The 24,883-nt window shown below is 69.2% G+C and carries 23 protein-coding genes; 12 read left to right on the forward strand and 11 right to left on the reverse strand.

From position 1 onward, the window contains the following. Positions 1-135: 135 nt before the first annotated feature. The 4 genes from QM714_RS15870 (at position 136) to QM714_RS15885 (ending at position 4,387) form a co-directional block, all read left to right on the forward strand. Complete coding sequence (locus QM714_RS15870; RefSeq protein ID WP_415102275.1) at positions 136-1,527, forward strand: geranylgeranyl reductase family protein; 1,392 nt, start codon at positions 136-138, stop codon at positions 1,525-1,527. An 88-nt stretch (positions 1,528-1,615) separates the two neighbouring features. Next, entirely contained in the window at positions 1,616-2,503 is an 888-nt protein-coding gene (locus QM714_RS15875; protein WP_415102277.1) for an NUDIX hydrolase, read from the forward strand. Between the two features lie 79 nt (positions 2,504-2,582). Next, positions 2,583-3,815, forward strand: a complete 1,233-nt coding sequence (locus QM714_RS15880) for a class I SAM-dependent methyltransferase (RefSeq protein ID WP_415102279.1) — start codon at positions 2,583-2,585, stop codon at positions 3,813-3,815. A 59-nt stretch (positions 3,816-3,874) separates the two neighbouring features. Beyond that, the gene (locus QM714_RS15885) at positions 3,875-4,387 is read left to right on the forward strand and encodes a macro domain-containing protein (protein ID WP_415102281.1); all 513 of its coding nucleotides are present in this window, start codon (positions 3,875-3,877) and stop codon (positions 4,385-4,387) included. Between the two features lie 81 nt (positions 4,388-4,468). Here the strand turns inward: QM714_RS15885 and serC are convergent, their stop codons facing one another. After that, positions 4,469-5,596 carry a phosphoserine transaminase gene (gene serC, locus QM714_RS15890; RefSeq protein WP_415102283.1) on the reverse strand — a complete coding sequence of 376 codons (1,128 nt, stop codon included), beginning with the start codon at positions 5,594-5,596 and terminating at the stop codon, positions 4,469-4,471. Positions 5,597-5,710: 114 nt separating this feature from the next. Continuing rightward, complete coding sequence (locus QM714_RS15895) at positions 5,711-6,817, reverse strand: citrate synthase 2 (RefSeq protein WP_415102285.1); 1,107 nt, start codon at positions 6,815-6,817, stop codon at positions 5,711-5,713. 190 nt (positions 6,818-7,007) lie between these two features. Here QM714_RS15895 and pdxH point away from each other — a divergent pair, with 190 nt between their 5' ends. The 7 genes from pdxH to QM714_RS15930 all read left to right on the forward strand — a co-directional run bounded on the left by pdxH (position 7,008) and on the right by QM714_RS15930 (position 15,463). Next, positions 7,008-7,667, forward strand: a complete 660-nt coding sequence (pdxH, locus tag QM714_RS15900; RefSeq protein WP_415102287.1) for a pyridoxamine 5'-phosphate oxidase — start codon at positions 7,008-7,010, stop codon at positions 7,665-7,667. A 105-nt stretch (positions 7,668-7,772) separates the two neighbouring features. Further along, positions 7,773-8,387: a TetR/AcrR family transcriptional regulator gene (locus tag QM714_RS15905; protein WP_415102289.1), complete on the forward strand. Its 615-nt coding sequence runs from the start codon at positions 7,773-7,775 to the stop codon at positions 8,385-8,387. Then, positions 8,387-10,120, forward strand: a complete 1,734-nt coding sequence (locus QM714_RS15910; protein ID WP_415102291.1) for an ABC transporter ATP-binding protein — start codon at positions 8,387-8,389, stop codon at positions 10,118-10,120. Before QM714_RS15905 ends, QM714_RS15910 begins: the two co-directional genes overlap by 1 nt. Before the next feature lie 53 nt (positions 10,121-10,173). Continuing rightward, entirely contained in the window at positions 10,174-12,114 is a 1,941-nt protein-coding gene (locus tag QM714_RS15915) for an ABC transporter ATP-binding protein (protein ID WP_415103049.1), read from the forward strand. A gap of 402 nt (positions 12,115-12,516) precedes the next feature. Continuing rightward, a complete protein-coding gene (locus tag QM714_RS15920; RefSeq protein WP_415102293.1) occupies positions 12,517-14,145 on the forward strand; it encodes an MDR family MFS transporter in 1,629 nt (542 codons plus the stop codon). After that, entirely contained in the window at positions 14,145-14,615 is a 471-nt protein-coding gene (locus tag QM714_RS15925; protein WP_415102295.1) for a MarR family winged helix-turn-helix transcriptional regulator, read from the forward strand. Before QM714_RS15920 ends, QM714_RS15925 begins: the two co-directional genes overlap by 1 nt. 275 nt (positions 14,616-14,890) lie before the next feature. Continuing rightward, positions 14,891-15,463: a TetR/AcrR family transcriptional regulator gene (locus tag QM714_RS15930; RefSeq protein ID WP_415102297.1), complete on the forward strand. Its 573-nt coding sequence runs from the start codon at positions 14,891-14,893 to the stop codon at positions 15,461-15,463. Positions 15,464-15,540: 77 nt separating this feature from the next. On the opposite strand, the gene QM714_RS15935 is transcribed toward QM714_RS15930, so the two are convergent. Genes QM714_RS15935 through QM714_RS15960 form a run of 6 tightly spaced genes read right to left on the reverse strand, consistent with a single transcriptional unit; the run spans position 15,541 to position 22,477 of the window. Further along, positions 15,541-16,932 carry an HtaA domain-containing protein gene (locus tag QM714_RS15935; protein ID WP_415102299.1) on the reverse strand — a complete coding sequence of 464 codons (1,392 nt, stop codon included), beginning with the start codon at positions 16,930-16,932 and terminating at the stop codon, positions 15,541-15,543. 36 nt (positions 16,933-16,968) lie between these two features. Next, complete coding sequence (locus tag QM714_RS15940; RefSeq protein ID WP_415102301.1) at positions 16,969-18,375, reverse strand: hypothetical protein; 1,407 nt, start codon at positions 18,373-18,375, stop codon at positions 16,969-16,971. Continuing rightward, positions 18,365-19,453, reverse strand: a complete 1,089-nt coding sequence (locus tag QM714_RS15945; RefSeq protein ID WP_415102303.1) for a hypothetical protein — start codon at positions 19,451-19,453, stop codon at positions 18,365-18,367. The genes QM714_RS15940 and QM714_RS15945 overlap by 11 nt, the downstream gene beginning before the upstream one ends. Continuing rightward, positions 19,450-20,289 (reverse strand): heme ABC transporter ATP-binding protein, encoded by an 840-nt coding sequence (locus tag QM714_RS15950; protein WP_415102304.1) that lies wholly within the window; start codon positions 20,287-20,289, stop codon positions 19,450-19,452. Before QM714_RS15950 ends, QM714_RS15945 begins: the two co-directional genes overlap by 4 nt. Continuing rightward, the gene (locus QM714_RS15955) at positions 20,286-21,365 is read right to left on the reverse strand and encodes a FecCD family ABC transporter permease (protein ID WP_415102306.1); all 1,080 of its coding nucleotides are present in this window, start codon (positions 21,363-21,365) and stop codon (positions 20,286-20,288) included. Before QM714_RS15955 ends, QM714_RS15950 begins: the two co-directional genes overlap by 4 nt. Continuing rightward, the gene (locus QM714_RS15960; RefSeq protein WP_415102308.1) at positions 21,362-22,477 is read right to left on the reverse strand and encodes a heme/hemin ABC transporter substrate-binding protein; all 1,116 of its coding nucleotides are present in this window, start codon (positions 22,475-22,477) and stop codon (positions 21,362-21,364) included. Before QM714_RS15960 ends, QM714_RS15955 begins: the two co-directional genes overlap by 4 nt. Before the next feature lie 174 nt (positions 22,478-22,651). On the opposite strand from QM714_RS15960, the gene QM714_RS15965 reads away from it, so the two are divergent. Next, positions 22,652-23,359 (forward strand): heme oxygenase (biliverdin-producing), encoded by a 708-nt coding sequence (locus QM714_RS15965; protein ID WP_415102310.1) that lies wholly within the window; start codon positions 22,652-22,654, stop codon positions 23,357-23,359. A gap of 36 nt (positions 23,360-23,395) precedes the next feature. On the opposite strand, the gene QM714_RS15970 is transcribed toward QM714_RS15965, so the two are convergent. From QM714_RS15970 to QM714_RS15980, 3 genes are all read right to left on the reverse strand, one after another. After that, the gene (locus QM714_RS15970) at positions 23,396-23,560 is read right to left on the reverse strand and encodes an addiction module protein (RefSeq protein WP_415102312.1); all 165 of its coding nucleotides are present in this window, start codon (positions 23,558-23,560) and stop codon (positions 23,396-23,398) included. A gap of 192 nt (positions 23,561-23,752) precedes the next feature. Next, the gene (locus QM714_RS15975) at positions 23,753-24,040 is read right to left on the reverse strand and encodes a group II intron maturase-specific domain-containing protein (protein WP_415102314.1); all 288 of its coding nucleotides are present in this window, start codon (positions 24,038-24,040) and stop codon (positions 23,753-23,755) included. A 297-nt stretch (positions 24,041-24,337) separates the two neighbouring features. Then, positions 24,338-24,883, reverse strand: coding sequence for an RNA 2'-phosphotransferase (locus QM714_RS15980; RefSeq protein ID WP_415102316.1), 546 nt, complete (start codon positions 24,881-24,883; stop codon positions 24,338-24,340).

Genomic DNA, 24,883 nt, shown 5'->3' on the forward strand with positions numbered 1-24,883 from the left:
CAAGCGCGACTATCGCGAAAGATAGATCTATCGCGGTTGCCGACCCTATTCGGAAAGTGAGCCGACGTGCCTCGAGGCGAGACGACCTGTCCCCTCGGAATATGCCGTCTCGGTGCTGGCTGAGACAATCTCGAGGTGGCTGGTCCAGCGAAGTCGAGTGCGCCGCACGGTCGAGGCGGAGACCTGAGCACCGACGTACTAGTCGTCGGCTCGGGTCCGGCAGGATCGGCCGCTGCGGCCTGGGCGGCGCGGCTCGGCCTGGACGTGGTGCTCACCGATGCGGCCACCTTCCCGCGGGACAAGACCTGTGGCGACGGGCTGACCCCGCGGGCCATCGCGGAGATGATCGGGCTCGGACTCGAGGACTGGTTGCGCGCCCACACCGTCAACCAGGGGCTGCGCGCACACGGGTTCGGTCAGACGCTGTTGCTCCCCTGGCCCGGCGGATCCTTGCCCGATTGGGGCTCGGCCGTCGCTCGCACCGAGCTGGACGACCACCTGCGGACCACCGCCCTCAAGGCCGGTGCCACCGGGCTCGACGGATCCCGCGCGATCAGCGTCCGCCGAGACGGGGACCGGGTCACTGCCGTGGAGTTCCTCCGCGACGGCCGGCTCTTCGAGGTGGCCTGCCGCCGACTGGTCGTTGCCGACGGGGTCCGCTCGCCGGTCGGGAAGATGCTGGGCAGGCAGTGGCACCGCGACACGGTGTACGGCGTCGCCGGCCGCTCCTACGTCGCCTCGGAGATGAGCGACGACCCGTGGATCAGCTCCCACCTCGAGCTGCGCGGGACCGACGGCGAGGTGCTGTCCGGCTACGGCTGGATCTTCCCGCTCGGCACCGGCGAGGTGAATCTCGGGGTAGGCACGCTGGCGACCCAGAAGCGACCGGCCGAGGTGGCGCTGCGTCCGTTGATGCAGCACTACGCCGCCCAGCGACGCGACGACTTCGCGCTCACCGGAGACCTGCGGGCCAGCACGTCGGCGCTGTTGCCGATGGGCGGCGCTGTCTCCGGGGTCGCGGGCCGCAACTGGGCACTGATCGGCGATGCGGCCGCGTGCGTGAACCCGCTCAACGGTGAAGGCATCGACTACGGACTGGAAGGTGGTCGGCTGGTGGCGGAGACATTCGTCGACGACCCGCCCGACCTGGGCACGCTCTGGCCTGCGGTGTTGCGGCACCATTACGGGGAGAAGCTTCTCGATCGCGCGTCGCCTGGCCGGACTCGTCACCATCCCGCGGCTGCTACCGGCACTCGGGCCGGTCGGCATGCGCTCGGACTGGCTGATGACGCTGGCCCTGCGCTGGATGGGCAACCTGGTCACCGACGCCGACCGCGACCGGGCAGCACGAGTGTGGCGCTGGGCCGGTCGGCACTCCCAGGCGCGGGACGCGCGGGCGCCGTTCTCCTGATCGACCGGGCCCGCTGTCCGCTCGTGATCGGATCGACGGCTCTGCCGAGGGGATACCTCCTCGACCGGGCTGCATGGCGCTTCCTTCCCGGTGGCGACAGTCCGCCTGTCCGGTAGCCCGCAACCCACGTGAGCATGAGGGTTCACGCCGCGCGGTCCGCTATCCGTCGACAGTGGTGCGCACCCATCCCGCTAGGTTGGGGTGGTGGCCGGCCTCCCTCAGCAACAGCGCGTCGCGGCGTACGCCGTGATCCTGCGCGACGCACACCTGTTGCTGTGCCGCATCTCGCCCCGCATCTCCGCTGAAGAACGATGGACTCTGCCCGGAGGCGGCGTCGAACACGGAGAGCACCCGCGCGAGGCCGTCCTTCGTGAGATCTTCGAAGAGACCGGTCTGACCGCCGACGTGTCCGAGACGGCCAGGGTCTACTCAGCCCACTTGCCTGGTGTCTGGCGGGGCGGGATCCGCGTCGATGCTCACGCGCTGAGGCTGGTCTACGACGGCTGGGTGGCCACCGATGCCCCGGAGCCGCGAGTGGTCGAGGTCGACGGATCGACGGTGGAGGCAGCCTGGCAGCCGTTGACCAAGATCCTCGATGGGGAGGTCCCCGTGGTGCCCCTGGTCGTGGAGGCACTCTCGGACCATCAGCCGTTCCAGCTCCAACGGATCGCTGCCTACGCGGTGATCAGACGCGGTGAGGCCATCCTGCTCACCCGGATCTCCGAGCGCGGCCACCACTCCGGCGAGTGGACCCTGCCGGGCGGCGGGATCGACCACGGAGAGCCGCCGGCTAAGGCGCTGGCCCGAGAGGTGCGAGAGGAGTGCGGCGTCGCGTGCGCGGTCGGGGGTCTCTTGGACGTGCACGACCTGCACTTCTCCGGGACCGCGCCGTCGGGCCGGTTCGAGGACTATCACGGCATCCATCTCCTCTTCGCCGCGACCGTGCCTGACGACGCTGAGCCCCAGGTGATGGAGGTCGACGGCACCACTGATGCCGTCGCGTGGGTGCCCGAGTCGGAGATCGCCGCGGGAGAGAGGCCGGTCACCGAGGTCGTTCGTGCCGCGCTCTCGCTGGATACACTTCCGCGGTGAATCCGCGCCACCGCCGCCTGGTCATCCCGGTCGCCCTGGGACTCCTGCTGGCATTGGTGATCCTGGCCGCGGTGTTGCGGTGACGGATCCGTTGCCGGCGTCGACCACGCCGGCGCAGGAGGAGTTCGCGGCAGTGCGCACCTGGCTGCTGGACGAGGCGAGGCTGCTGCGAGCGGTGGCCTCGGGGCGCCGTCGTGCTGCTCGCCCGGAGTGGCGCCGCGTCGAGCTGCGCTACGTCGACCTCAAGGCCGGCCGACATCTGCAGGTCACCAAGTACGACGACACTCAGGCGCACACCAGCAACCACCTGGTCGGTTCGGCCGCCGCCACGGCGGTGGACGAGTTGCTCGCCGAGCCCTTCGGCAACTGGCACGTCGAGACCGTCGAGGCGACCCATCAGGTCCGGGTGGGCAAGAAGGGCAGCCCTCGGGTGCACACCCGGGCGCGGACGGCGCCGGTCGAGGTGGAGCGTGGCCACGACCGAGACAAGACCCGCCTGCTGCCTCCCGAGGACTCCGTGCTGGTTGCCCTCGGCCTCTCGACGGGGGACGGTCGGGTCAAGCCGTCCCGGCAGGCGAAGTATCGCCAGGTCGAGGAGTTCCTCCAGCAGCTCGACGCGGCGCTGACCGACGCGCTCGGCAAGGGGCGCCTGCGGACGCCGACCGAGGGGGATCCACTCCGCGTGGTCGACCTGGGCTGCGGCAACGCCTACCTCACCTTCGTCGCCCACCGGTTCCTCGCCGAGGTTCGTGGCCTGCCGGTCGCACTCACCGGGGTCGACACGAGGGCGGACTCCCGGGCCCGGAACGCCGCGCTGGCCGAGAGTCTCGGCCAGCCGATCCGGTTCGTCGCCGAGAGCATCGCCGAGGTGGAGCTGACTCCGGCCCCGGAGGTGGTGCTTGCCCTGCACGCCTGCGACACCGCCACCGACGACGCCCTCGCCCGCGCCATCTCCTGGCAGGCGCCGGTGATCCTCGCAGCTCCCTGTTGCCACCACGACGTCGCGGCTCAACTTCGGCGGGCCACCGCGCCCACGCCGTACGCCTCGATCGTCCGCGACGGCATCTTGCGCGAGCGCTTCGCCGACACACTCACCGACGCGTTGCGCGCGTCGCTGCTCCGCGCGGCGGGCTATCGGGTGGACGTCGTCGAGTTCGTCGAGAGCAGGCACACGCCTCGCAACACCATGCTGCGTGCCGTCCGCCGCGGGCGGGTCGATCCCGGCGCGCGTGAGGAGTACGACGACCTGGTCGCGGCGTGGGGCATCACGCCGCGGCTGGGCGTGCTGCTCGACCGGCAGGCGTCCGGCTGACCGCTGCGAGGTGAAGCGGCTCGGCGAGGACACCATGAAGTCGAAGGCACAATGGCGTCATGCCCAGACAGCTGACGGTCGTCCACGGTGACATCACCGAGCAGTCAGTGGATGCGGTGGTGAACGCCGCGAACCGCGCGATGCGCGGCGGAGGCGGTGTGGACGGCGCGATCCATCGACGCGGTGGGCGGACGGTGTTGGAGGACTGCATCCGTCGCTTCCCACGAGGCCTGGCTACTGGCGCGGCCGGCTGGACCACGGCCGGGGATTTGCCCGCGCGCTGGGTGATCCACGTGGTGGGACCGAACTACACCCGAGGTGAGACCGACCGCTCCCTGCTCGTCTCCTGCTACACCGGTGCCCTAGCCGTCGCAGACGAGCTCGGCGCCCGCCGGGTCGCCTTCCCGCTGGTCTCCGCAGGGGTCTACGGATGGCCCAAGCAGGACGCCATCGCCGCCGCCGTCGACACCCTGCTCACCACCGAGAGCCTCGTCGAGGAGGCTCGTCTGGTCGCCTTCGACGCTGCCACCCACGACGCCATCCAGGCTCGGGTGGACGGCGTTTCGAGATAGTACGGTCCCGACTGGCTGTTTTCCGCCGTAGGAGCAGCCAATCGGGACCGTAGTATCTCAGTTTTGTCCACAGGCGGCCGGTCAGAGGCGTTCGACGACGTAGTCGATGCAGGTGGTCAGGGCGGCGACGTCGGCGGGGTCGATGGCGGGGTACATCGCGATCCGGAGCTGGTTGCGGCCGAGCTTGCGGTAGGGCTCGGTGTCGACCACTCCGTTGGCGCGCAACACCGCCGCGACGGTGTCGGCGTTCACCGCCTCGTCGAAGTCGATGGTGCCGATCACCAGCGAGCGGGCGGCGGGGTCGGGGACGTACGGCGTGGTGTACGACGTCCGCTCGGCCCAGCCGTAGAGCGTGTCGGAGGAGGCCGTGGTGCGCTCCACCATGCCCTTCAGGCCACCCTTCGCGAGCATCCAGTCCAGTTGCTCGGACATCAAGAAGAGAGTGGCCACCGACGGGGTGTTGTAGGTCTGGTTCTTCCGGGAGTTGTCGATCGCGGTCGGCAGGTCGAAGAACGCGGGAATGTGCCGATCGGAGGCGGCGATCTCGGCGGCGCGGTCCAGCGCCGCGGGCGACATCAGCGCGATCCAGAGGCCGCCGTCGGAGGCGAAGCACTTCTGCGGCGCGAAGTAGTAGGTGTCGGTCTGGCTCACGTCGACCGGCAGTCCGCCGGCGCCGGAGGTGGCGTCGATCAGCACGAGCGCGTCCCCGGTGTCCGCGGGTCGGACCACGTCGGTCATCACCGCGGTGGAGGTCTCGTTGTGCGCCCAGGCGTAGGCGTCGACACCGTCCTCCGCGACGGAGACCGGCCGGCTGCCGGGCTCGGCGCTGATCACGCTCGGTTCGGCTAGCCACGGCGCTGTGGCCGCGGCCTTCGCAAACTTCGCGGAGAACTCCCCGAAGGACAGATGCTGGCTCTTCTCCCGGATCAGCCCGTAGGTCGCGATATCCCAGAACGCGGTGGCGCCACCGTTGCCGAGCACGACCTCGTAGCCCTCGGGCAGCGCGAACAACTCGGCAAGACCAGCTCGCACCTTCCCGACCAGGTTCCTGACCGGAGCCTGTCGGTGGGAGGTCCCCATCAACGAGGTGCCGGTCGCGGCGAGCGCGCTCAGGTGGGCGGGGTCGATCTTGGCCGGGCCCGCGCCGAAGCGGCCGTCAGCGGGCAGCAGGTCGGCGGGGATGGCGATGGCCGGGACGTCGGCACTCATGGGAGACCTTTCACAGGCGTCGAGGGCGGGCACCCGACGACATTGTCGGCGGGCCCATTCTGGCATCCCGGGTGACGCCAACGAGGTTGCGGGTGAGCGGCACGTCCTAAGGCGTCAGTTCGCCGCCCAGGCAGAGTCCCAGCCTTCGATGGTCGAGGCGGGCCGCGGCTCCGGGCCGATGTAGATCGCCGACGGCCGGATCAGCCGACCGGTGCGCTTCTGCTCCAAGATGTGCGCCGACCAACCGGCGGCGCGGGCGCAGGTGAACATCGAGGTGAACATGTTCCCGGGGACCTGGGCGAAGTCCAGCACGATCGCGGCCCAGAACTCGACGTTGGTCTCCAGCACCCGATCCGGACGCCGCGCCCGCAGCTCCTCCAAGGCCGCCTTCTCCAACGCTTCGGCCACCTCGTAGCGGGGTGCGCCGAGCTCGCGGGCCGTCCTGCGGAGCACCCGGGCGCGCGGGTCCTCGGCCCGGTAGACCCGGTGGCCGAAGCCCATCAGCCGCTCGCCCTTGTCGAGCAGCTCTTTGACGTACGACGTCGCATCGCCGCGCCGCTCGACCTCCTGGATCATGCCCAGCACCCGGGACGGCGCACCGCCGTGCAGCGGCCCGCTCATCGCGCCGATGGCTCCGGAGAACGCGGCGGCCACGTCGGCGCCGGTCGAGGTGATCACCCGGGCCGTGAAGGTGGAGGCGTTCATGCCGTGCTCGGCGGCCGAGCTCCAATAGGCATCGATCGCTCGGACATGCCTGGGGTCGGCCTCACCGCGCCAGCGGATCAAGAACTTCTCCGCCAGGGAGTCGCCCTCGTCGACGACGCGCTGCGCCACCACCGGCTTGCCGAGCCCACGGGCGGCCTGGGCGGCGTACGACAGCACCATCACCGCCACCCGAGAGAGGTCGAGCCGGGCCTGCTCGTCGCTGATGTCGTAGGTCTGCCCCATCCCGAGCATCGGGGCGAGCATCGCCACACTGGCCTGGACGTCGGCACGCACGTCCCCGGTGTGGATGGCGATGTTGTAGGGCTCGGCCGGCGGCAGGCCGGGGTCATAGCTGCCGTCGACGAGGAGACCCCAGACCTTCTCGAAGGGAACTCGGCCGACCAGCTCCTCGATGTCGACCCCGCGGTAGCGCAGTGCGGAGCCTTCCTTGTCCGGCTCCGCGATCTCCGTCGCAAACGCGACGACCCCCTCCAGACCGTGCTGCACCTCCGTCATCCGAGGCCTCCTTCGGGCCTCGAGACATTGGGTGTGGTCGCGAGATCTGGGGCGGTCATGAGACTCCTTCGGTTGCGCGAGGATCAGCTGCGGATCGCGCAGCCATCCGGGTCATTCTGCCCCGCGGCCGCAACGGGCGCACGTGTGGTCCGGTCGCTGATCCGGCTGGGTTCACGTCTAGGGTGCCGGTATGGCGCACGACGACGCTCGTCCGGACTGGGCCGCGCTGCGCGCCGACTACGCACGAGGTGGCCTGGACGAGAGCGATCTGGCCGCCGACCCGTTCGAGATGTTTCGACGTTGGCTCGCGGACGCGATTGCCGCCGAGCTCACCGAGCCGAACGCGATGGTGATCGCCACCGTCTCCGCGGCCGGTCAGCCGTCGGCGCGGATGGTGCTGCTCAAGGGATACGACAACGCCGGCTTCGTGTTCTTCACCAACCTGCAGTCCCGGAAGGGCCGTGACCTGACCGCGACCCCAGCCTGTTCGTTGTTGTTCCCCTGGCACCCGTTGGAGCGACAGGTCCGGATCGAAGGCTCGGCGTCGGTGTTGTCGCGTGACGACGTGGCCGACTACTTCGCCGCTCGCCCGCGGCCGGCCCAGTTGGGCGCCTGGGCCTCGCACCAGTCCACGCCGGTGGGCGACCGCGCCGAGTTGCAGGCGGCGTACGACGATGCCGAGGTGCGATTCGCCGACGTCGAGGTGATCCCCCCGCCGGACGAGTGGGGTGGCTTCCGGGTGGCGCCGGAGTCCTTCGAGTTCTGGCAGGGTCGGGCTGGTCGGATGCACGACCGGTTGGTCTACCGCCGCACTCTCGACGGGTGGGCGACCGAGCGGTTGGCGCCGTAATCACCGGCGGGCAGCGCGCCGGCGCTCGCGCCCTGAGCCGAGTCGCTCGGGGTCGATCGAAAAACCACTTGTGAGTGAGTGCTCACTCACTTACAGTGGGTCAACGTGCCACCCCGAGCCAAACCGATGAAGCCGGAAGAGCGCCGACAGGCGATCGTCGCGACCGTGGCCCCCATGGTGATGGAGAGTGGGACCGTCCCGACCACTCGCGAGATCGCCGCGGCGGCCGGCGTCGCCGAAGGGACCATCTATCGGGCCTTCGACGACAAGGTGCAACTGCTCGCGGCGGTCGCCCAGCACGTCTTGGACCCGCCCGGGGGAGACGCGGCGTTTGCCGAGTTGATCGCAGGAGCACCGGACCTCGCGGGCAAGGTGCGACTGGTCGCCCAGCGGATGCAGGAGACCAGCAACCGAGCCGCCACCGTCTTCATCGCGCTGCGCCAAGCCGTGGTCGCGGCCGACCCGATCAAGCACAGCAAGCGCCACAAGCCCGGACCTCCCGGCTTCTTGACGCGCGCGAACGAGGTGCTGCTGGGGCGCCTCACCCTGCTCTTCGAGCAGCACGCGACCGAGCTCCGGGTCGAGCCGGCCGTGGCCGCGCTGGTCCTGCGCAGCCTGGTGTACGGCGCTCAGCACCCTGGCATGACCGGTCAGGCGAGCCTGACCCCCGAACAGATCGCCGAGGCCGTGCTCCACGGCGTCGCCCGGAAGGAGAGCTGATGCTGCTCACGCTGCTTCGCACCCACCTGCGCCCCTATCGGAGCCTGCTGGCAGGAGTCGTCGTCCTCCAGCTGATCGCGACCATCGCGATGCTCTACCTGCCGAGTCTGAACGCGGACATCATCGACGACGGTGTCGTGCGCGGTGACACCGGCGAGATCTGGCGCCTCGGCGGCATCATGCTGGCCGTCACCTTGGTCCAGGTGATGTGCTCGATCGGCGCGGTCTACTTCGGTGCCAGGACGGCGATGGCGTTCGGCCGCGACGTGCGCTCCGGGCTGTTCCATCGTGTCGGCGAGTTCTCCCAGCGAGAGCTTCAACAGTTCGGCGCACCGTCCCTGATCACCCGTACCACCAACGACATCCAGCAGGTGCAGATGCTCGTGCTGACCTCCTGCACGCTGATGATCACCGCACCGATCATGTTGGTCGGCGCCACCTTCATGGCGATGCGCGAGGACTTCGGCCTCTCCTGGCTGCTGGCCGTCATCATTCCGATCCTGGTCGCTTGCGTCGGCCTGGTGGTCAGCCGGATGGTGCCTGGGTTCCGCAAGATGCAGCCACGCATCGACGAGGTGAACCGAGTGCTCCGCGAGCAGATCACCGGCGTGCGGGTGGTGCGCGCGTTCACTCGCGAGCCTCGGGAGACCGAGCGGTTCGCCAAGGCCAACACCGACCTCACCGACGTGGCGATCTACACCGGCCGGTGGATGGCGGTGATGTTCCCGATGGTGATGTTCGTGGTCAACCTCTCCAGCGTCGCCGTGCTGTGGTTCGGTGGCCACCGCGTCGACAACGGCGACATGGAGATCGGCGCGCTCACCGCCTTCTTGACCTATCTGATGCAGATCCTGATGGCGGTGATGATGTCGACCTTCATGTTGATCATGATCCCTCGTGCGGCCGTCGGCGCGGCCCGGATCCAGGAGGTGCTCGACACCGAGACCTCGGTCGTCGCCGATCCGAATCCGATCCGAGAGCTGTCGGCGCACGGGCAGCTCGAGCTGGACGGTGTCGACTTCGCCTACCCCGGAGCCGACGAGCCGGTGCTGCACGACATCAGCTTCTCCGCCGCTCCCGGGGAGACGGTCGCGGTGATCGGCTCCACCGGCGCCGGCAAGACCACGTTGGTCAACCTGGTGCCGCGACTCTTCGACGCCACCGCCGGGCAGGTCCGGGTGGACGGTGTCGACATCCGTCGGCTGGACCCCGAGCTGCTCTGGTCGACGATCGGGCTGGTCCCGCAGCGAGCGTTCCTGTTCTCCGGCACCGTGCGCAGCAACATCCAGCACGGCAAGGCCGATGCCACCGACGACGAGATCTGGCAGGCCCTCGAGATCGCCCAGGCGAAGGAGTTCGTGGAGTCGCTGCCGGAGGGGCTCGACGCCCCGGTCGCACAGGCGGGCACCAACTTCTCCGGCGGTCAGCGGCAGCGGCTGGCCATCGCGCGCGCCGTCGTACGTCGTCCGGAGATCTACCTGTTCGACGACGCCTTCTCCGCCCTCGACCTGGCGACCGATGCGCGACTGCGAGCGGCGCTCCGGCCAGTGACTCGGGAGGCCACAGTCCTCATCGTCGCCCAGCGGGTCTCGACGATCCGCGACGCCGACCGGATCATCGTGCTCGATGCCGGCCGGGTGGTCGGTATCGGTTCTCACGAGGAGCTGCTGGTCGACAACCCGACCTACCAGGAGATCGTCGCGTCCCAGCTCACCGCGGAGGAGGCGGCGTGAGTGACCGCAACGGCGAGACCCTGAAGCAGACCGAGCGGATCGACTCACGCGGCATGCGCGGCGGGCCCGGTCACGGGCCGATGGGCGGCGGCATGGTCGGTCAGAAGGCGATGACCTTCGGCCCCTCCGCCAAACGACTGGTCCGCCGGATGGCGCCGCAGAAGGTCAAGGCGACCCTGGTCGTGCTGCTGGCAATCTGCTCCGTCGTGCTGTTCTCGATCGGACCCAAGGTGCTCGGTCGCGCGACCGACCTCATCTTCAACGGCCTGATGGGCAGCAAGCTGGCCGAAAGCGGCATCCCCGCGGGCACCAGCCAGGCCCAGGTCGTGCAGATGCTGCGGCATGCGGGCCACGACCAGATCGCCGACATGGTGGCGGGCATGGACGTCGTGGTCGGTCAGGGCGTCGACTTCGGCGCCGTCGGGCACGTGCTCTTGCTGGTGCTAGGCATCTATGTCGGTGGCGCGCTGCTGGGGTGGCTGCAGGGCTATCTGCTCAACGACGTCGTGCAGAGCACGATCTACGCGATGCGCTCCGACGTCGAGGACAAGATCAACCGGTTGCCGCTCGGCTTCTTCGACAAGCAGCCTCGCGGCGAGCTCCTCTCGCGCGTCACCAACGACATCGACAACATCAGCCAGACCCTGCAGCAGACGATGAGCCAGCTGCTCACCTCGCTGCTGACCGTGGTCGCGGTGCTGGTGATGATGTTCTGGATCAGCCCGACCCTCGCGCTGGTCGCGCTGATCGTCGTCCCGGTGACGATGATCGCCGCAGGGACGGTGATGAAACGCTCGCAGGGGCTCTTCGTCGCCCAGTGGCGTCGTACCGGCGTCCTCAACGGCCACATCGAGGAGACCTTCTCCGGCCATCACCTGGTCAAGGTGTTCGGTCGGCAGGCCGAGGCGGAGCGCATCTTCGGCGAGGAGAACGAGCAGCTCTACCGCGCCTCGTTCGGTGCGCAGTTCGTCTCCGGGCTGATCATGCCGATCATGATGTTCATCGGGAACCTCAACTACGTGGTGATCGCCGTGCTCGGCGGCATGCGCGTCGCCAGCGGCGCGATGAGCCTGGGTGACGTGCAGGCGTTCATCCAGTACACCCGGCAGTTCAGCCAGCCGCTGTCCCAGGTTGCCTCGATGATGAATCTGCTGCAGTCGGGCGTGGCGTCGGCCGAGCGGGTCTTCGAGCTTCTCGACGCTCGTGAGGAGGAGCCCGACCGGACGCCCGCGAAGGCGCTGCCGCCGGAGGCGCGTGGCGAGGTCCGCTTCGAGCATGTCTCCTTCTCCTACGACCCCGACCGCCCGCTGATCGAGGACCTGTCCCTGGTCGCCGAGCCCGGCCACACCATCGCCATTGTGGGGCCGACCGGCGCCGGCAAGACGACCCTGGTCAACCTGATCATGCGCTTCTACGAGGTCGACGCAGGACGGATCACCCTCGACGGCGTCGACATCGCCGACCTGCCACGCTCGGTGCTGCGCGAGCAGACCGGCATGGTGCTGCAGGACACCTGGCTGTTCACCGGGACGATCCGCGACAACATCGCCTACGGCCGCCCTGGCGCGACCGAGGAGGAGATCCTCGAGGCCGCGCGGGCCACCTATGTCGATCGGTTCGTGCATGCGCTGCCCGATGGCTACGACACGGTGATCGACGACGAGGGCTCCAGCCTCTCGGCCGGCGAGCGTCAGCTGGTCACCATCGCCCGCGCCTTCCTGGCCGAGCCGGCGTTGCTAATCCTCGACGAGGCAACCTCCTCGGTGGACACCCGCACCGAGCTGCTCCTCCAGCACGCCATGGCGGCGCTACGCACCGACCGCACCTCCTTCGTGATCGCCCACCGGCTCTCCACGATCCGCGACGCCGACCTGATCTTGGTGATGGAGGACGGGGCGATCGTCGAACAGGGCACCCACGAGGAGCTGGTGGCCGCTGGTGGCGCCTATGCCCGGCTCTACGAGTCCCAGTTCGCTGCCGTCGAGGTCGGCTGATCCTCAAGCGCCCTCGAGGAGGGAAACTGGTTGATGCGGAACGCCCGGGGACCTACGGTGGTCGGACACGGGAAGGGAGGTGGTCCAACAGATGGAATCTTCAAGGACGCGTGAGGTGGCTGCCCGCTAGCAGCGACCGGCCACAGCGCCGTGCGGCGCTGCTGGCGAATCCCGAAGCAGTCACCCGACCCGCGGGCGATCCGGGGCACGTCCCCCCGGAGCGGTCTCCCAACGAGACCACGCCCGCGGGTCGCTGCATGCCCGGGCTCGATCGTCGGTGGGGTCGAGCGCTGACAGGTGGTGACGCTGGGCCGTCGACGAGCCGCGCACACCAATCCGGTTAAAAGTTGCCCTGGTCAACGATTCGGGAATATTGTTGACCACGACAACATTATCTTCAGCGTGAAGCGAGACCCCGTGACCCAGGCCCAACCCATCGGAACGACCGACGCGCCCCCAGAGGCGTCCGGCCAGATGACCCACCGCGAAGTGCTCGAGGCCATGACCGGCCTGCTGCTGGCGATGTTCGTCGCCATGCTGTCGAGCACCGTGGTGTCCAACGCGCTGCCGAAGATCGTCGCAGATCTCCAGGGCAGCCAGACCGGGTATACCTGGGTGGTCGTGGCGACGTTGTTGACCATGACGGCGACCACGCCGATCTGGGGCAAGCTGGCGGACCTGTTGTCCAAGAAGCTGCTGGTGCAGGTCGCGCTGGTGATCTACTCGGTCGGCTCCCTGATCGCGGCCACGGCGCCGAGCATGGAGGTCTTGATCACCGCCCGCGCCGTGCAGGGTCTCGGTGTCGGTGGCCTGACCGCCTTGGTCCAGGTCGTCATCGCGAGCATGGTTCCGCCCCGCGAGCGTGGCCGCTACAACGGCTACACCGGCGCGACGTTCGCGCTCGCGACCGTGTCCGGTCCGCTCATCGGTGGTCTGCTGGTGGACACCGTCGGTTGGCGGTGGTGCTTCTACGTCGGCCTGCCCTTCGCGCTGCTCGCCTTTGTGGTGCTGCAGAAGACGCTGCACCTGCCCGTCGCACGCCGCGAGGTGCACATCGACTACCTCGGCGCCACCTTGATCGTCGGTGGCGTGAGCATTCTGCTCGTCTGGGTCTCGCTGGCGGGCAACCAGTTCGCGTGGACCTCCGGTGTCAGCTACGGCCTGGTTTTCTCCGGGATCCTGGTCCTCGCGGCCGCCGTGTTTGTCGAGGTGAAGGTCGCCCGCGAGCCGATCATCCCGATGCGGCTCTTCCGCGACCGGACCACCAGTCTGTCCACGGCTGCCTCGATCCTGATCGGGGTCGCCATGTTCGGCTCCACGGTCTACCTGAGCCAGTACTTCCAGCTGTCCCGGGGCATGTCCCCAACCCGGGCTGGGTTGATGTCGATCTGCATGGTCGGCGGGCTGCTCGTCTCCAGCATCGTCTCGGGCCGGATGATCACCAAGGTCGGTCGGTGGAAGCCGTGGCTGGTGGGCGGCATGGTCCTGGTCATCGTCGGCATCTCGCTGCTCGCGACCATCGACGAGCACACCTCACTCGTCTTCGTCGGCATCTTCATGGCCCTCCTCGGGCTCGGGCTCGGCGCGACGATGCAGAACCTCGTCCTCGCCGTGCAGAACAACACCCCGCAGGCAGATCTCGGGGCGGCGAGCTCGGTGGTCACCTTCTTCCGGTCGATCGGTGGATCGATCGGTGTCTCGGCGCTCGGTGCCGTGCTCAGTCATCAGGTGGCCGAGACGGTGACCAAGGGGCTGACGGCGATGGGCATCACCGTCGAGGACGGCGCGGAGAGCCACTCCATCCCCGACCTCGGCACGCTGCCCGAGCCGGTGCGGGAACTCTTCGAGCACGCCTTCGGGCAGGCGACCCGACACCTGTTCTTGGTGGCCGCGCCGTTTGCGGTGGCCGCGCTGGTGTGCGTGCTGTTCATCCGTGAGGTTCCGCTCCGGACCACGATCCTGCACGCGGAGGAGCTCAACCCGGAGGTGGCCGCCGAGCTCGGCGTCGACCAGCCCGGTGGTGCCCGGTGATGAACGCGGCAACGGACCCGGCGACGAAGGTCGGTGCCGTCCGTGCCGACCTGCTGACCACGCTCGAATCCGAGGTCGGCGTGCTGATCCGTCGGGTCAAGCGAGTGATCGGTCAGCGGGCCCAGAGCGTGGATCCCGACCTGGCGCCCGCGTCGTACCTGGTGTTGGCCTTCGTGGCCGAGAAAGGGCCGGTGCGAGCGACCACCTTGGTCGATCGGTTCGCCATCGACAAGGGCGCCATCAGCCGGCACCTCCGTCATCTGGAGGGTCTTGACCTCGTCGAGCGGCACCCCGACCCCGACGACGGCCGCGCTTTCCTGGTCGGTCCGACTCCCCATGCAGTGAGCCGACTGGAGGCCGTCAGGGCGGAGCGGCGCCGGTGGCTCGATGCAGGGCTGGGTGACTGGTCCGACGAGCAGCTGGAGGAGTTCGTCTCCGCGCTCGGCCGCTACAACGCGGCCCTGGACTGAGAAGCCTCTCTGGGTTCGTCGACCAGATCGAGTCTCTTGACGAAGTCGGATGCAACCTCTCCGGTTGCGGGCTGTCGGTGGGGCAGCTGTGACGGGGCCGTGAACCGGGCTACTGGTGCGTAGGTCACATATGCCGTCCGTACACACCAGTAGCCGAGGCGAGGACTGCCGTTTCGGGCCAATCGGTGCACCTGTCCCCGGGCCCTCCGTGTGGGACCATGGGCGACGGACCGTCGCGCCCGCCCGCGGCTGTCGGCCAGACAGAGAGGACGCTGGTGCCCAGGATCGCTGCCGGTTCCCTCGCGGAACACCGCGAACTGGTGCACCGGCGCGTCTTCGAGGCGTTCGCCGAGCTGGTCGCCGAGCGGAGCTACGACGCGGTGTCGATGGCGCAGATCGCGCAGCGAGCCGGGATCGGGCGCACCGCGATCTACCACCACTTCCACGACAAGGAGGCGGTCGCCGTCGGCTTCGCCACCGAGGAGACGGCCCGCTACCTCGACGAGCTCCGGGCCGAGTTGGAGGCGGCCGACGACGTCGTGGAGCGGCTGCGGGTCTACGTCGGCTACCAGCTGCAGGCCGGCGAGCGGTTCCATATGGGCCTCGGCACCCAGCTGTACGGCGCCCTCTCCCCGGCCGGCCGGATCGCCATCCGGGACCATGTGCTCGACGTGGAGGGTGTCCTCCGCGGTCTGCTCACCGAGGGCCGGGACGCCGGAGTGCTGATGGTCGACGATTTGGACGCCACGGTGTCCTTGATCCACGCCTGCCTCGGCCCCCGTCACCTCCCGGCCCGGGAGATCCAGGCGTTCGTGCTCCGAGCCGTCGGTGTCACCGACGGTCGCTGACCGCTGACCGCTGACCGCTGGCGCGAGGGCCCGAGCCCCCGCGCCGTGGCGGCCAGGTGGTGCTACCGCCGAGTGACCTACCGGCGCGTGACCTTGTGCGAGATGGTCGTGTTCGCCGGCTTGAAGGTCTTCGAGCCGAGATAGACCACCCTGAACTGGACCTTCCCGGTGGCCAGCTTCGGCAGCGTGAAGGTCACCTTGCCGGCGGTGAGCTTCTTGGCCTTCAGCCGCTTGACGACGTGGCCCTTGCGGAGCACGTCCACCTCGACCTTGCCGGTCGGCTTGGTCTTGCCGTTCGGGTTTGCCACGGTCGCCTTGAGCTTGCCCTTCTTGGTGGGATGGGGCGCCTTGGTGACCTTGGCCTTCACCTCGGCTGGTCCGCGCAGCTTGTCCCAGTCGATGCTCACCGCTGTCTCGGTGTCCTGGGAGGGGTTGGAGTGGGTGTGCGCCTGCCAGGTGTACAGCGAGTACGACGTCTTCTGGTCCAGCTTGTCGGTCGGCAGGTTCAGAGTGGTGGTGAACGTGCCGTCGGTGATCGCGGCCGCGGGCACCCAGGCAGCGCCGGCAAACGCCTCCATGCCGTCAGGGGAGGAGACATCGGGCAGCCCGCCGGCCGGTGCTACGCCGACGTAGACGCCGTCGTCGCCGGGCTCGGTGACTCCGGAGAAGTTCTCACCGGCGACCTTCAGGCTTACTCCGCCGCGATAGCTCACCGACAGGGTCGTGATGTCGACGGTCGGGTTCGCGGCGGCAACGAACGGAGCCGGGGCCTTGTTGGCGTCACTGGCTGCTCCGCTGGCGTAGAAGTGTGCCCGGACGCCTGGGGTGACCTGAGCGAGGAACGTTGGTGCGAAGGCCTGACCCTCGACGGGTCGATCCGCAGCGATGCCCAGGTCGGTAGCGGTCGCGCTGTTGGCCGGGAGGACGCCGCCCCAGTCGGGGGTGGCGGCCAAGCTGCGCGTGCCCGTGTCGCTGGAGAACGATCCGTCGGCGAAGGTCGTCACCACGACCCGCGCCGGATCGGTGCTGGCGGCGGCGTTAGGGCCGAACGCGACGTTCGCAGCCGACACAACGGCACTGATCTCGCCGCTGCCGTCGGCGTCGACGGTCACGGTCGGGTCGGCGATGGTGACGTGGTAGTACTCGGTGTCGCCATTCACGAACGTGCCTGTGACGGAGCCGGAGTAGGACACCGTCGCGTCGCCGCTGCCGGTGTCGTAGGACCCGGCGGCGTCAGGGAAGCTGACGACCCCGTCGGTGTCCTGACTCGCGCCGTCGGTGAAGGTGTGCACTGGCATCGAGGTGACGAACTGCTGGGAGATCTTCCACTTCAGTTCGCCCGTGGCCGGCGCCGCGGAGGCGGGAGCGGCCGGAGTGAAAGCCACTCCGGTGGCGACCACCGCCGCTGCGACGAGCCCGGAGAGGCTCCGGGTCGTGCGGCGGCGTGTGCCGTCGGTCAGTGTGGACATGCTGGGTTCCTTTCGTGGGGAGGTGGTGCTCGTGGGTCATGCGGTGGTGCGTGCCCGAGAGGCCCCGGGCACCAGGAGGAGGGCAGCGGCCGAGAGCAGGAACCCGCCCCCGATCCACCAGCCCGGATGGGTCTGGGTAGTGCTCGCGACCTGGACGACCGTCGGCGAGACGACTGCTGCGGTGTCCGGACGACCCGGGAGGGCGAGAGCCGGTGCAGCGGCCGCGGGTTGCGGCGCCGGGGCGAGTGCGTCCCCTGGCGGCGCGGCTTCCGCTGGGGGCGGTGGCTGTTTGGCGGTGGGCGGCGTGGGCTGCTCGATCGGCGGAGTGGTCGGCGCGGTGGAGGGTGGCAGCTCGCTGGGTGAGCCGTCCCAGCCCACGGTGATCGGCAGCGGCACCTTGAAGGCGTCGGTCGAAGCGCCGCTGGAGAACCAGAAGGCGGCCGTGCCCAGCTTGTCCATGAAGGCGACGAAGGTCTTCGGGAACGCGCCCCACGAGGCGCCAGTGGTCACCTGGGGCAGACCGCTGATCCTCACGCCGAGGTAGGCGGGGTCTGCGGAGAGCCCGGTGTCGTCGCCGAGGTCTACCTTCGGCAGATCGGCGAGGACGACGGTCGCCGGCGGGACCGGGGCCCAGATGCTGGTGTCCTCCACCGAGGAGGCGAAGCCGCTGACGGTGCCGGTCAGCTGGCCGTGTCCGTCGGCGATGTCGAGGACCGGGTTGGAGATGTAGAAGAAGGACATGCCGGAGTAGTAGAGGACCGTGACGTCGCCGGCCCAGGTCACGTGGGCGGTGCCGGCGGTCGGGTCGACGGTCCCGGCGCCGCCGGAGAAGACGAACTGGTGGTTGCTGAACGTGCCGGCAGTGGGTGCACCCAACGGCGCTCCGGTGCTGTCGGTGCTCAGCCCGCCCCAGGTCGCTCGGCGCCAGCTGGATCCGTTCCACTTCTGGATCTCGACCTGACCGGATCGGGCGTGCCAGTCTGACCGCTCGATGGTGGTGCCGCCCTGGCCGGGGTCGGGGATCTTGCCCGCGGAGAAGAAGTTGAAGGTGTCGGGAGCGAACGCTCGATTGTTCGACTCGTTGTTGATCCCCCACCGCAGCACGGCGTCGTCCACCTCGGTGGGACCGGTGGTCGGATCAGTGCTGGGCTCGCTGCTCGGCTCAGTCGTGGGTGAGGTCGTCGGCGCGGTCGGGCTGGCCGAGTCCGTCGGGTCGCTGGTCGGCGTGGTTGTGGGATCGGAGGTCTCGGCGGGCGGGGTCGACTCCGTCGCGGTCGGGGTGCTGGCTGCGGTGCTGGTGGAATCGTCCGCAGCGGCGGGGGCGGGATCGGCTGCTTCGACCGAGACGGTCAGCGCGCCGCCGACGACCAGCGCGGTGGCGCCGGCCACGGCGGCTAGGGCTGCCAGCGCCTGCCGCAGGTGGCGGCGGGGATCAGTGGCCATCGCTGGACCTCCGACGTCGCAGGAGCAACAGCCGCGCCAACGCGAGGGCGAGGACCAGGCCGGCGCCGACCGCGAAGAGGATGGCCGCTCGGTCGCTGGTGCTCGTGCTGGCGGCAACCTCGGTCGGGTCCGCTGCCTGGACCGGCTCGGTGGCGGCCGCCACGGCGAACCTGACCGACGGCGGCTTCTCGATGCCATAGAGCCGCAACTCGTGGGTGCCTCGATCCAGGTCGGCCGGCAGTGAGATCACTCCCGTGAGCCGGCCGTCGTCACCGACCAGGAACGGCCCGGCGGCGGTGACACCGTCGTCGAGGACGGCCGAGACCTGACTGCGAGCCGGGAGTCCGGACCCGGCGAACGCCAGCACCCGCCCGGCGACAGCGGAGGCGCGGTCGATCTCGAAGCTGGGCTTGCCGGTGGGAGCCGTCGAGCTGCCCTGGTCGGCTTCTCCCGAGGCGCCGTCGTCGGCGGTGGGGGAGCCCGACGGTGAGGACGACGGAGTCGTCGACGTCGCCGACACCGAGACGGGGGTGAACGTCTCGTTGCGAGAGTTGACCACCCCGTGCGCGCCGATGGTGATGACCCCGCAGGTGACCTTGCGACAGTCGATGGTCTTGACGTTCCCGTCGCGGTCGTAGGCCCGGAAGGTCGGCCCCGGCACGTTGAGAGTCGTCGACCAGCCGCCCGCGCCGGACATCACGCCTCCGTTGGCCGAGCTGGCGGTGTCCGAGCCGGGGAAGGCGACGTACTTCTGGTAGCCCTGGTTGTTCCCCGTCTCGCTGTCGGGGACGTAGAAGTAGTCGCGACCGACCGCACCGCCCCGGCTGGGCTTCCAGCCTCCTCGGACCGTGCCGAACAGCACGTAGATCCCGCCGTGACCGTTCTTGATCGACTGGAAGCCACTCCCGCTCACCCGCAGCTGCGTCGCGGAAGTCGCGCTGACCGTGCCCGCCACACTGACCCGCGAGGCGGCCTGAGCCGGACTGCCCGCTCCGATGCTGCCTAAGACGGTGCCTGCGAGCAGCGCGAGGATGAGCATCGCCCGGGGAATCGCACGGGGAATCGCACGGTGAATCATGAGACCTCCTCGGCCCGGAGCGATCGAGGCGCTGCGGACAGATGGTCGTGTCGGACCGGCACGACCACGGGGCCGTGGGGATGGTCGAGGACCTCGACCGGATGCTCGTAGACCTCGCTCAGCAGGGCTGCGGTCAGCACCGTCGCCGGTGGACCGTCGGCGCGCACTCGACCCGAGGCGAGCAGGCAGATCCGGTGGGAGTACGCCGCCGCGAGGGTCAGGTCGTGCAGCACGACCACGACGGCGCAGCCGGTGTCGGCCAGCTCGCGGCACGCGGTGAGCAGTGCCTCCTGGTGGCGGATGTCCAGGGCTGCGGTGGGCTCGTCCAAGAGCAGAACGGGAGTCTCTTGGGCGAGGATCCGGGCGAACGACGCGCGCGCCTGCTCACCGCCGGACAGCGTCGGAAAGAGGCGTTCGGCCAGCGATGCGACGTCAGCGCGCAGCAAGGCGGCGGTGACGACCTCGTCATCGGCGTCCTGGCGCGGTGTGCGATGCCAGGGTGCGCGGCCCATCCGCACGACATCCTCGACGTGGAAGCCGAAGGCCAGTCCCTGCTTCTGGAGCAGGACCGCGCGCTCGCGCGCCAAGGCGCGGACTGCCCAGTCATGGACCGGGCGTCCGTCGAGCTCGACGGTGCCGCACGTCGGAGCGATGTCGCCGGCGAGCGTGGCCAGCAGCGTCGACTTGCCGGCGCCGTTGGGTCCGACCAGTGCGACCACCTCGCCGGCGCGGACATCCAGGTCGACGCCGCTGAGGATCTCCGTCCCGTCGATCTGGACGCGTACCGACCGGGCCACCAGGTGGGCGCCCGATCCGGGAGCGTGTGGCGCGCTCATGCCCAGCCTCCAGCCGTACGGCGGGCACGCCGCAGCAGCCAGAAGAAGAACGGTCCACCCACCAGGGAGGTGAGCATGCCGATCGGCAGGTCGGCGTACGCGACCGCGGTGCGCGCCCAGAGATCGGCCAGCACCACCAGCAGGGCGCCACCCAGCGCGCTGGCGGGAACCAGCAGTCGGTGCCCTGGTCCGGCAACCATCCGGATCAGGTGCGGCACCACCAGGCCGACGAAGGCGATCACGCCGCAGAACGAGACTGCCGCCGCGGTGAGCACGGCGACCAGCACGATGGCGGTCAGCCTGAGCCGCTCCACGTCGACACCCACGTGCCGGGCGGCACGGTCGCCGAGAGCCAGCAGATCGAGCTTGCGGGCGAGCAGGCCGGCGAGCAGGATGCCGCCCAAGGCGAGCGGCGCGACCACCGCGACGTACTCCCAGCGCGACCCGTTGAGGCTGCCGAGCGTCCAGAAGACGATCTCCTCGCGCGCCTGGGTGTCGCCGAGGAACATCAAGAACGCGAGCCCGGCACTGGTCATCGCGTTGAGGGCGACGCCGGTCAGCACCAGGGTGACGACCTCCGTGCGGCCGGCGTCGCGGGAGAGCACATAGACCAGCAGCGTGGTGGCCAACCCACCGAGGAAGGCGGCCACCGGTGCCGTCCAGGTGCCGACGAACGCGACGTCGAAGACGATGACCGCGCCGGCGGCGACCGCAGCACCGGAGGAGACGCCGACCACGCCGGGCTCGGCGAGTGGATTGCCGAAGATGCCCTGCATCAGCGCGCCTGCGGTGGCCAGGGATGCCCCCACCAGCGCACCCATGGTGACCCGGGGGAAGCGCACCTCCCAGAGCGTGTTGTCGCCCTGCGGGTGGGCGGGCAGCGGCCCGACATCGAGACCGAGCCGGTGCAGCACCGACCCGAGCACCTCGGCCGGTGGGATGGCGAGCTGGCCGTGCCCGGCCGAGATCACGACCGCGACCAGCAGTGCGATGGTCAGGCCACTGAGCAAGAGGGTGGCGCCGACCCGGCCTCGGGTGGTGCCAACGGCCAGCGCCTGGCTGGCGACGGCGGTCATGAGACCGCCTCGGGCGCGTAGATCGCCACGGCCAGCGCGTTGAGCACCTGGGCGGTCAGCGGGCCGTAGCCGAGGATCTCGCTGTCGCTCATGTCGACGAAGCGGCGATTCTCCCCAGCCGGAGTCTGGGCGAGCGCGGGCAGTCGCTCGAGCAGCCCGTCCACGCCGCCCGCGGACTTCAACCCATCCGTCATCATCAGCACGACGTCGGGCTGGGCGGCGATGATGCCCTCGTCGGTGATCGGGCGCATGCCCGACCAGTCGATCTCGTCGGCGACGTCGTAGGCGCCGAGGGCGTTGATCAGCGAGTCCGCGCCCGAGCCCTCGCCGAACATGTAGTAGATGCCGCTCTTGCCGCGGACGTAGAGGAAGACCGTGCGGAGCTTGTCGGCCAATGATCGGGGTGCGACCTTGTCGATCTGCTGTCGAACGTCGTCGACCTCGGTCTCGGTGCGCTGGGCCAGCTTGCGGCCGGCCTGAGGGACACCAAGCGCCTCGGCGACGGACCGGGTCAGGGAGCCGACGTTGTCCAGCCCGCGGTGGGAGTCGAGCACGACGACAGGGATGCCGGCGTCGCGCATCTGCAGCACCACGTCCCAGGGGCCGAGGGAGGTGTCGGTGAGGATCACCGTCGGGTCGAGCGCCAAGATCGCCTCGGCGTTCAGGTCGTGGCCGCCACGGGTCACCAGCGGGAGGTCCTTGGCCTCGGCGAACTGGGTGGAGATGTCCCGACCGACCACGCGATCACCGAGGCCTAACTCGAACACGGTCCGCGACAGAGTGCCGTAGATGTCGAGAGCCAGGATCCTGCTGGTGTCCGTGATGGTGACCTCGGTGCCCTGGGCATCGGTGACGGTGACCGGGAGATGCGGACTCGGGTCGTCGGCGACCGGGTGCACCTCGGGGTCTTCGACGACCGCACTCGTCGGGCCGGTCCAGTCGCGCGGGTCCGTCAGTGGAGTCGTCGCCGCCAACTCGGGGGCCGCGCTGGTCCGGCTGCCGGCGCTGCTGACCTCCTGGCTCGAGTCCGGTCCGCTCAGGCCGCAGGCGCCGAGGGCGAGCGCGAGCAGGCCGGAGGCGAGCAGCCGCGCGGCGCGGGCGTGCTGAGACACGGGGAGGACCTTCTGGTGTGGGGAGGTTTCAGGTAAGGCTAACCTTATTTAGGTGTACCTTGGTCACCGAGTCCACGTAGTGACGCCTTGTCAGTATGATGTTGACAAGATGTCGATAAAATGACGACCTCGCGGCAGACCGCCACTCGTCCACACCATGCTGGGAGCTATGCCATGACCACCGCGAATCAGGTCACCGTCGATCAGGCTGCCGCCGATCGGGCCGCTGGAGATCGAGTTGGGTCGCTGCCGATCGACCGGCCACTGTCGGTTGCCCTGCGGGAGGGGTCTCGTCTGGAGCATCAGGCCGCCGAGGACTCTCCGTTCATGACTCGCCTGGTGGCGGGTGAGGTCGGGGCTGAGGGGTACGCCGCCTACCTGCTCCGACTGCGTGAGGTGTACGCCGCCTTGGAGTCGGTTGGGCAGGCACACCGGGACCTGCCGGCCGTTGCCGCGGTCCTCGACCCAGCCCTGGACCGGCTCGCCGCCATCGACGCCGACCTCGACTATTGGTCACCGGGGGGTGCCCGGGAGGTGGACTCGCCGGCGGCAGCCGCCTATGCGGCGCGAGTGCGCGCCAGTGTCGACCTGGCCGCAGGAGGCGGCTACGTTGCCCACCACTACACCCGCTACCTCGGTGATCTGTCCGGCGGCCAGGTGGTCGGCCGGATGCTCACCCGCGAGTTCGGTCTCGCTGGCGACGGTGTCGCGTTCTACAACTTCCCAGCGATCCCGAAGCCGAAGCCCTACAAGGACGCCTACCGCGCCCGCCTCGACGCCCTTCCGCTCGCTCCGACTGAGCGGGACACTGTGGTCGACGAGGTCCGGGCCGCCTTCTCGCTGAACCAGGCGCTCTTCGCTGAGCTGGGCCAGTTGGGCTGACGCTCGCGTGAAAGCGCCGACGGAAGTGCTCGAGCGTCACCCGCGTCTCGCTACGCGGTCGGCCTCCAGTTCGGCCTTCATCTCATCCCAGGTCATCATCGCGACCTTGCCGCTGCGGATGTCGTCGATCCGCTTCGCAGTCTCGAGGTCCCAGGCTGCGTCGACCTCGTTCTGGCCAGAGTCCGCCTCGACGGTCTCCAAGAGCTGTCATGACCTCAGAGTACTTGCGGCGAGTCCCCTGGCTGAGCCTCGACGGAGTCTCCGGGATAGGTGACACCGGAACCTCCCAGCACTCGAAACCTGTCAAGCAGCGCATGCCCTCGATCTAACAGTCTGAAGCGCCCCGGTGGCGGCGGACCACGGTGTGCGTGTTCAGCTTGGGGTGGCGCTTCTTCAGCCAGCCGACGATCCGCCAGAAGGCGAAGTGATCGACGTAGGAGAAGGTCCGCTTGGATACCCGTGCTGGAAGTAGTTGCACCAGCCCCTGATCGTCGGGTTGAGGCGGCGCAGGAGGTCTGCGAGCGTGCGGTGGGCTGCTCGGCGGGTCAGGAGTCTGATCTTGGCCTTGATCGAAGCCAGCGAGCGCTTCGATGGATAGGTGTAAACCGTTCTCCTGACGCCGCCAGGTCCTTGCCAGTGTTCGGCGCTGGATGCGCCAGCCGAGGAAGTCGAACCCGTCATCGATGTGGGTCAGTTGGGTCTTCTCTTCCGATAGGCGCAAGCCAACCGGTTCTAGAACCGCTGCGACCTCGCCGAACAGCGGTTCGGCATCGGCGGGGGCTCCGTGGACGAGGAAGTGGTCGGCGTACCGAACGAGCTTCATCGTTGCGCCCCCGGCGCGTCGGTGCTTGGCGCGGGTCCATGACGGGCCGAGCGCCTCCCATCCAGCTCGACCCCGACGAACGCAACAGCATCCGCGCCCTCATCGAAGGCGCGCTCCTGCGCCACCAGGCCCGCCGACTCGCCCAGACCAGCTGATTACTCCTCGGGCGCGATGAATCGAGCCGGGATGCAGTCGGCGAGCCACACGAGCTCGTTGCCTTCATAGAACGCCGTCCCGGCCGACGCTGCTGCACGCGCGTCGATCGCCAGGATGGTCGGATCAGGGCTCTTGCGCCTGCCGACCGATGTGGCGGTCTCGCGGTCAACGGACAGGTGCACGAACTGGCGCCCCATCGGCAACAGCCCGTGAGCCTGGATCTCGACCCAGGTCTCCGGCGCCGTCTCGTGGAACAGTCGCGCGGGCGGCGTCGCCTGACGGCAATGGATGCGTCCGGGTACCGAGTGACCGTAGAGCGCCCGGATGCGGTCGCCGTCAAACTCGTGACGGCGCTTGGCCCCTGTTGCAATCATCCGCTCCAAGGCCGCGCGGTCGACGGCCTCCCAGTCGCCGTCCTTCTCGCGCAGTGCAGCAATCAGTTGGTCGACCGGAGCCCAGCCCTCCTCGTCCAACTCCAGCTCATAGAGCCATGGCTCGTGGCGCAAGGCATGAGAGACGGCCCGGCCCAGGTCGACGTCGCTCAA

It is taken from the genome of Nocardioides sp. (assembly GCF_047602075.1).
GTDB lineage: Bacteria > Actinomycetota > Actinomycetes > Propionibacteriales > Nocardioidaceae > Nocardioides.

Bases quoted from the DNA above. Each gene is read 5' to 3' on its own strand.
- QM714_RS15885 (WP_415102281.1), top strand. From the start codon at position 3,875: ATGCCCAGACAGCTGACGGTCGTCCACGGTGACATCACCGAGCAGTCA.
- serC (WP_415102283.1), bottom strand. From the start codon at position 5,596: ATGAGTGCCGACGTCCCGGCCATCGCCATCCCCGCCGACCTGCTGCCC.
- QM714_RS15895 (WP_415102285.1), bottom strand. From the start codon at position 6,817: ATGACGGAGGTGCAGCACGGTCTGGAGGGGGTCGTCGCGTTTGCGACG.
- pdxH (WP_415102287.1), top strand. From the start codon at position 7,008: ATGGCGCACGACGACGCTCGTCCGGACTGGGCCGCGCTGCGCGCCGAC.
- QM714_RS15910 (WP_415102291.1), top strand. From the start codon at position 8,387: ATGCTGCTCACGCTGCTTCGCACCCACCTGCGCCCCTATCGGAGCCTG.
- QM714_RS15915 (WP_415103049.1), top strand. From the start codon at position 10,174: ATGCGCGGCGGGCCCGGTCACGGGCCGATGGGCGGCGGCATGGTCGGT.
- QM714_RS15925 (WP_415102295.1), top strand. From the start codon at position 14,145: ATGAACGCGGCAACGGACCCGGCGACGAAGGTCGGTGCCGTCCGTGCC.
- QM714_RS15935 (WP_415102299.1), bottom strand. From the start codon at position 16,932: ATGTCCACACTGACCGACGGCACACGCCGCCGCACGACCCGGAGCCTC.
- QM714_RS15940 (WP_415102301.1), bottom strand. From the start codon at position 18,375: ATGGCCACTGATCCCCGCCGCCACCTGCGGCAGGCGCTGGCAGCCCTA.
- QM714_RS15945 (WP_415102303.1), bottom strand. From the start codon at position 19,453: ATGATTCACCGTGCGATTCCCCGTGCGATTCCCCGGGCGATGCTCATC.
- QM714_RS15950 (WP_415102304.1), bottom strand. From the start codon at position 20,289: ATGAGCGCGCCACACGCTCCCGGATCGGGCGCCCACCTGGTGGCCCGG.
- QM714_RS15955 (WP_415102306.1), bottom strand. From the start codon at position 21,365: ATGACCGCCGTCGCCAGCCAGGCGCTGGCCGTTGGCACCACCCGAGGC.
- QM714_RS15965 (WP_415102310.1), top strand. From the start codon at position 22,652: ATGACCACCGCGAATCAGGTCACCGTCGATCAGGCTGCCGCCGATCGG.
- QM714_RS15975 (WP_415102314.1), bottom strand. From the start codon at position 24,040: ATGACGGGTTCGACTTCCTCGGCTGGCGCATCCAGCGCCGAACACTGG.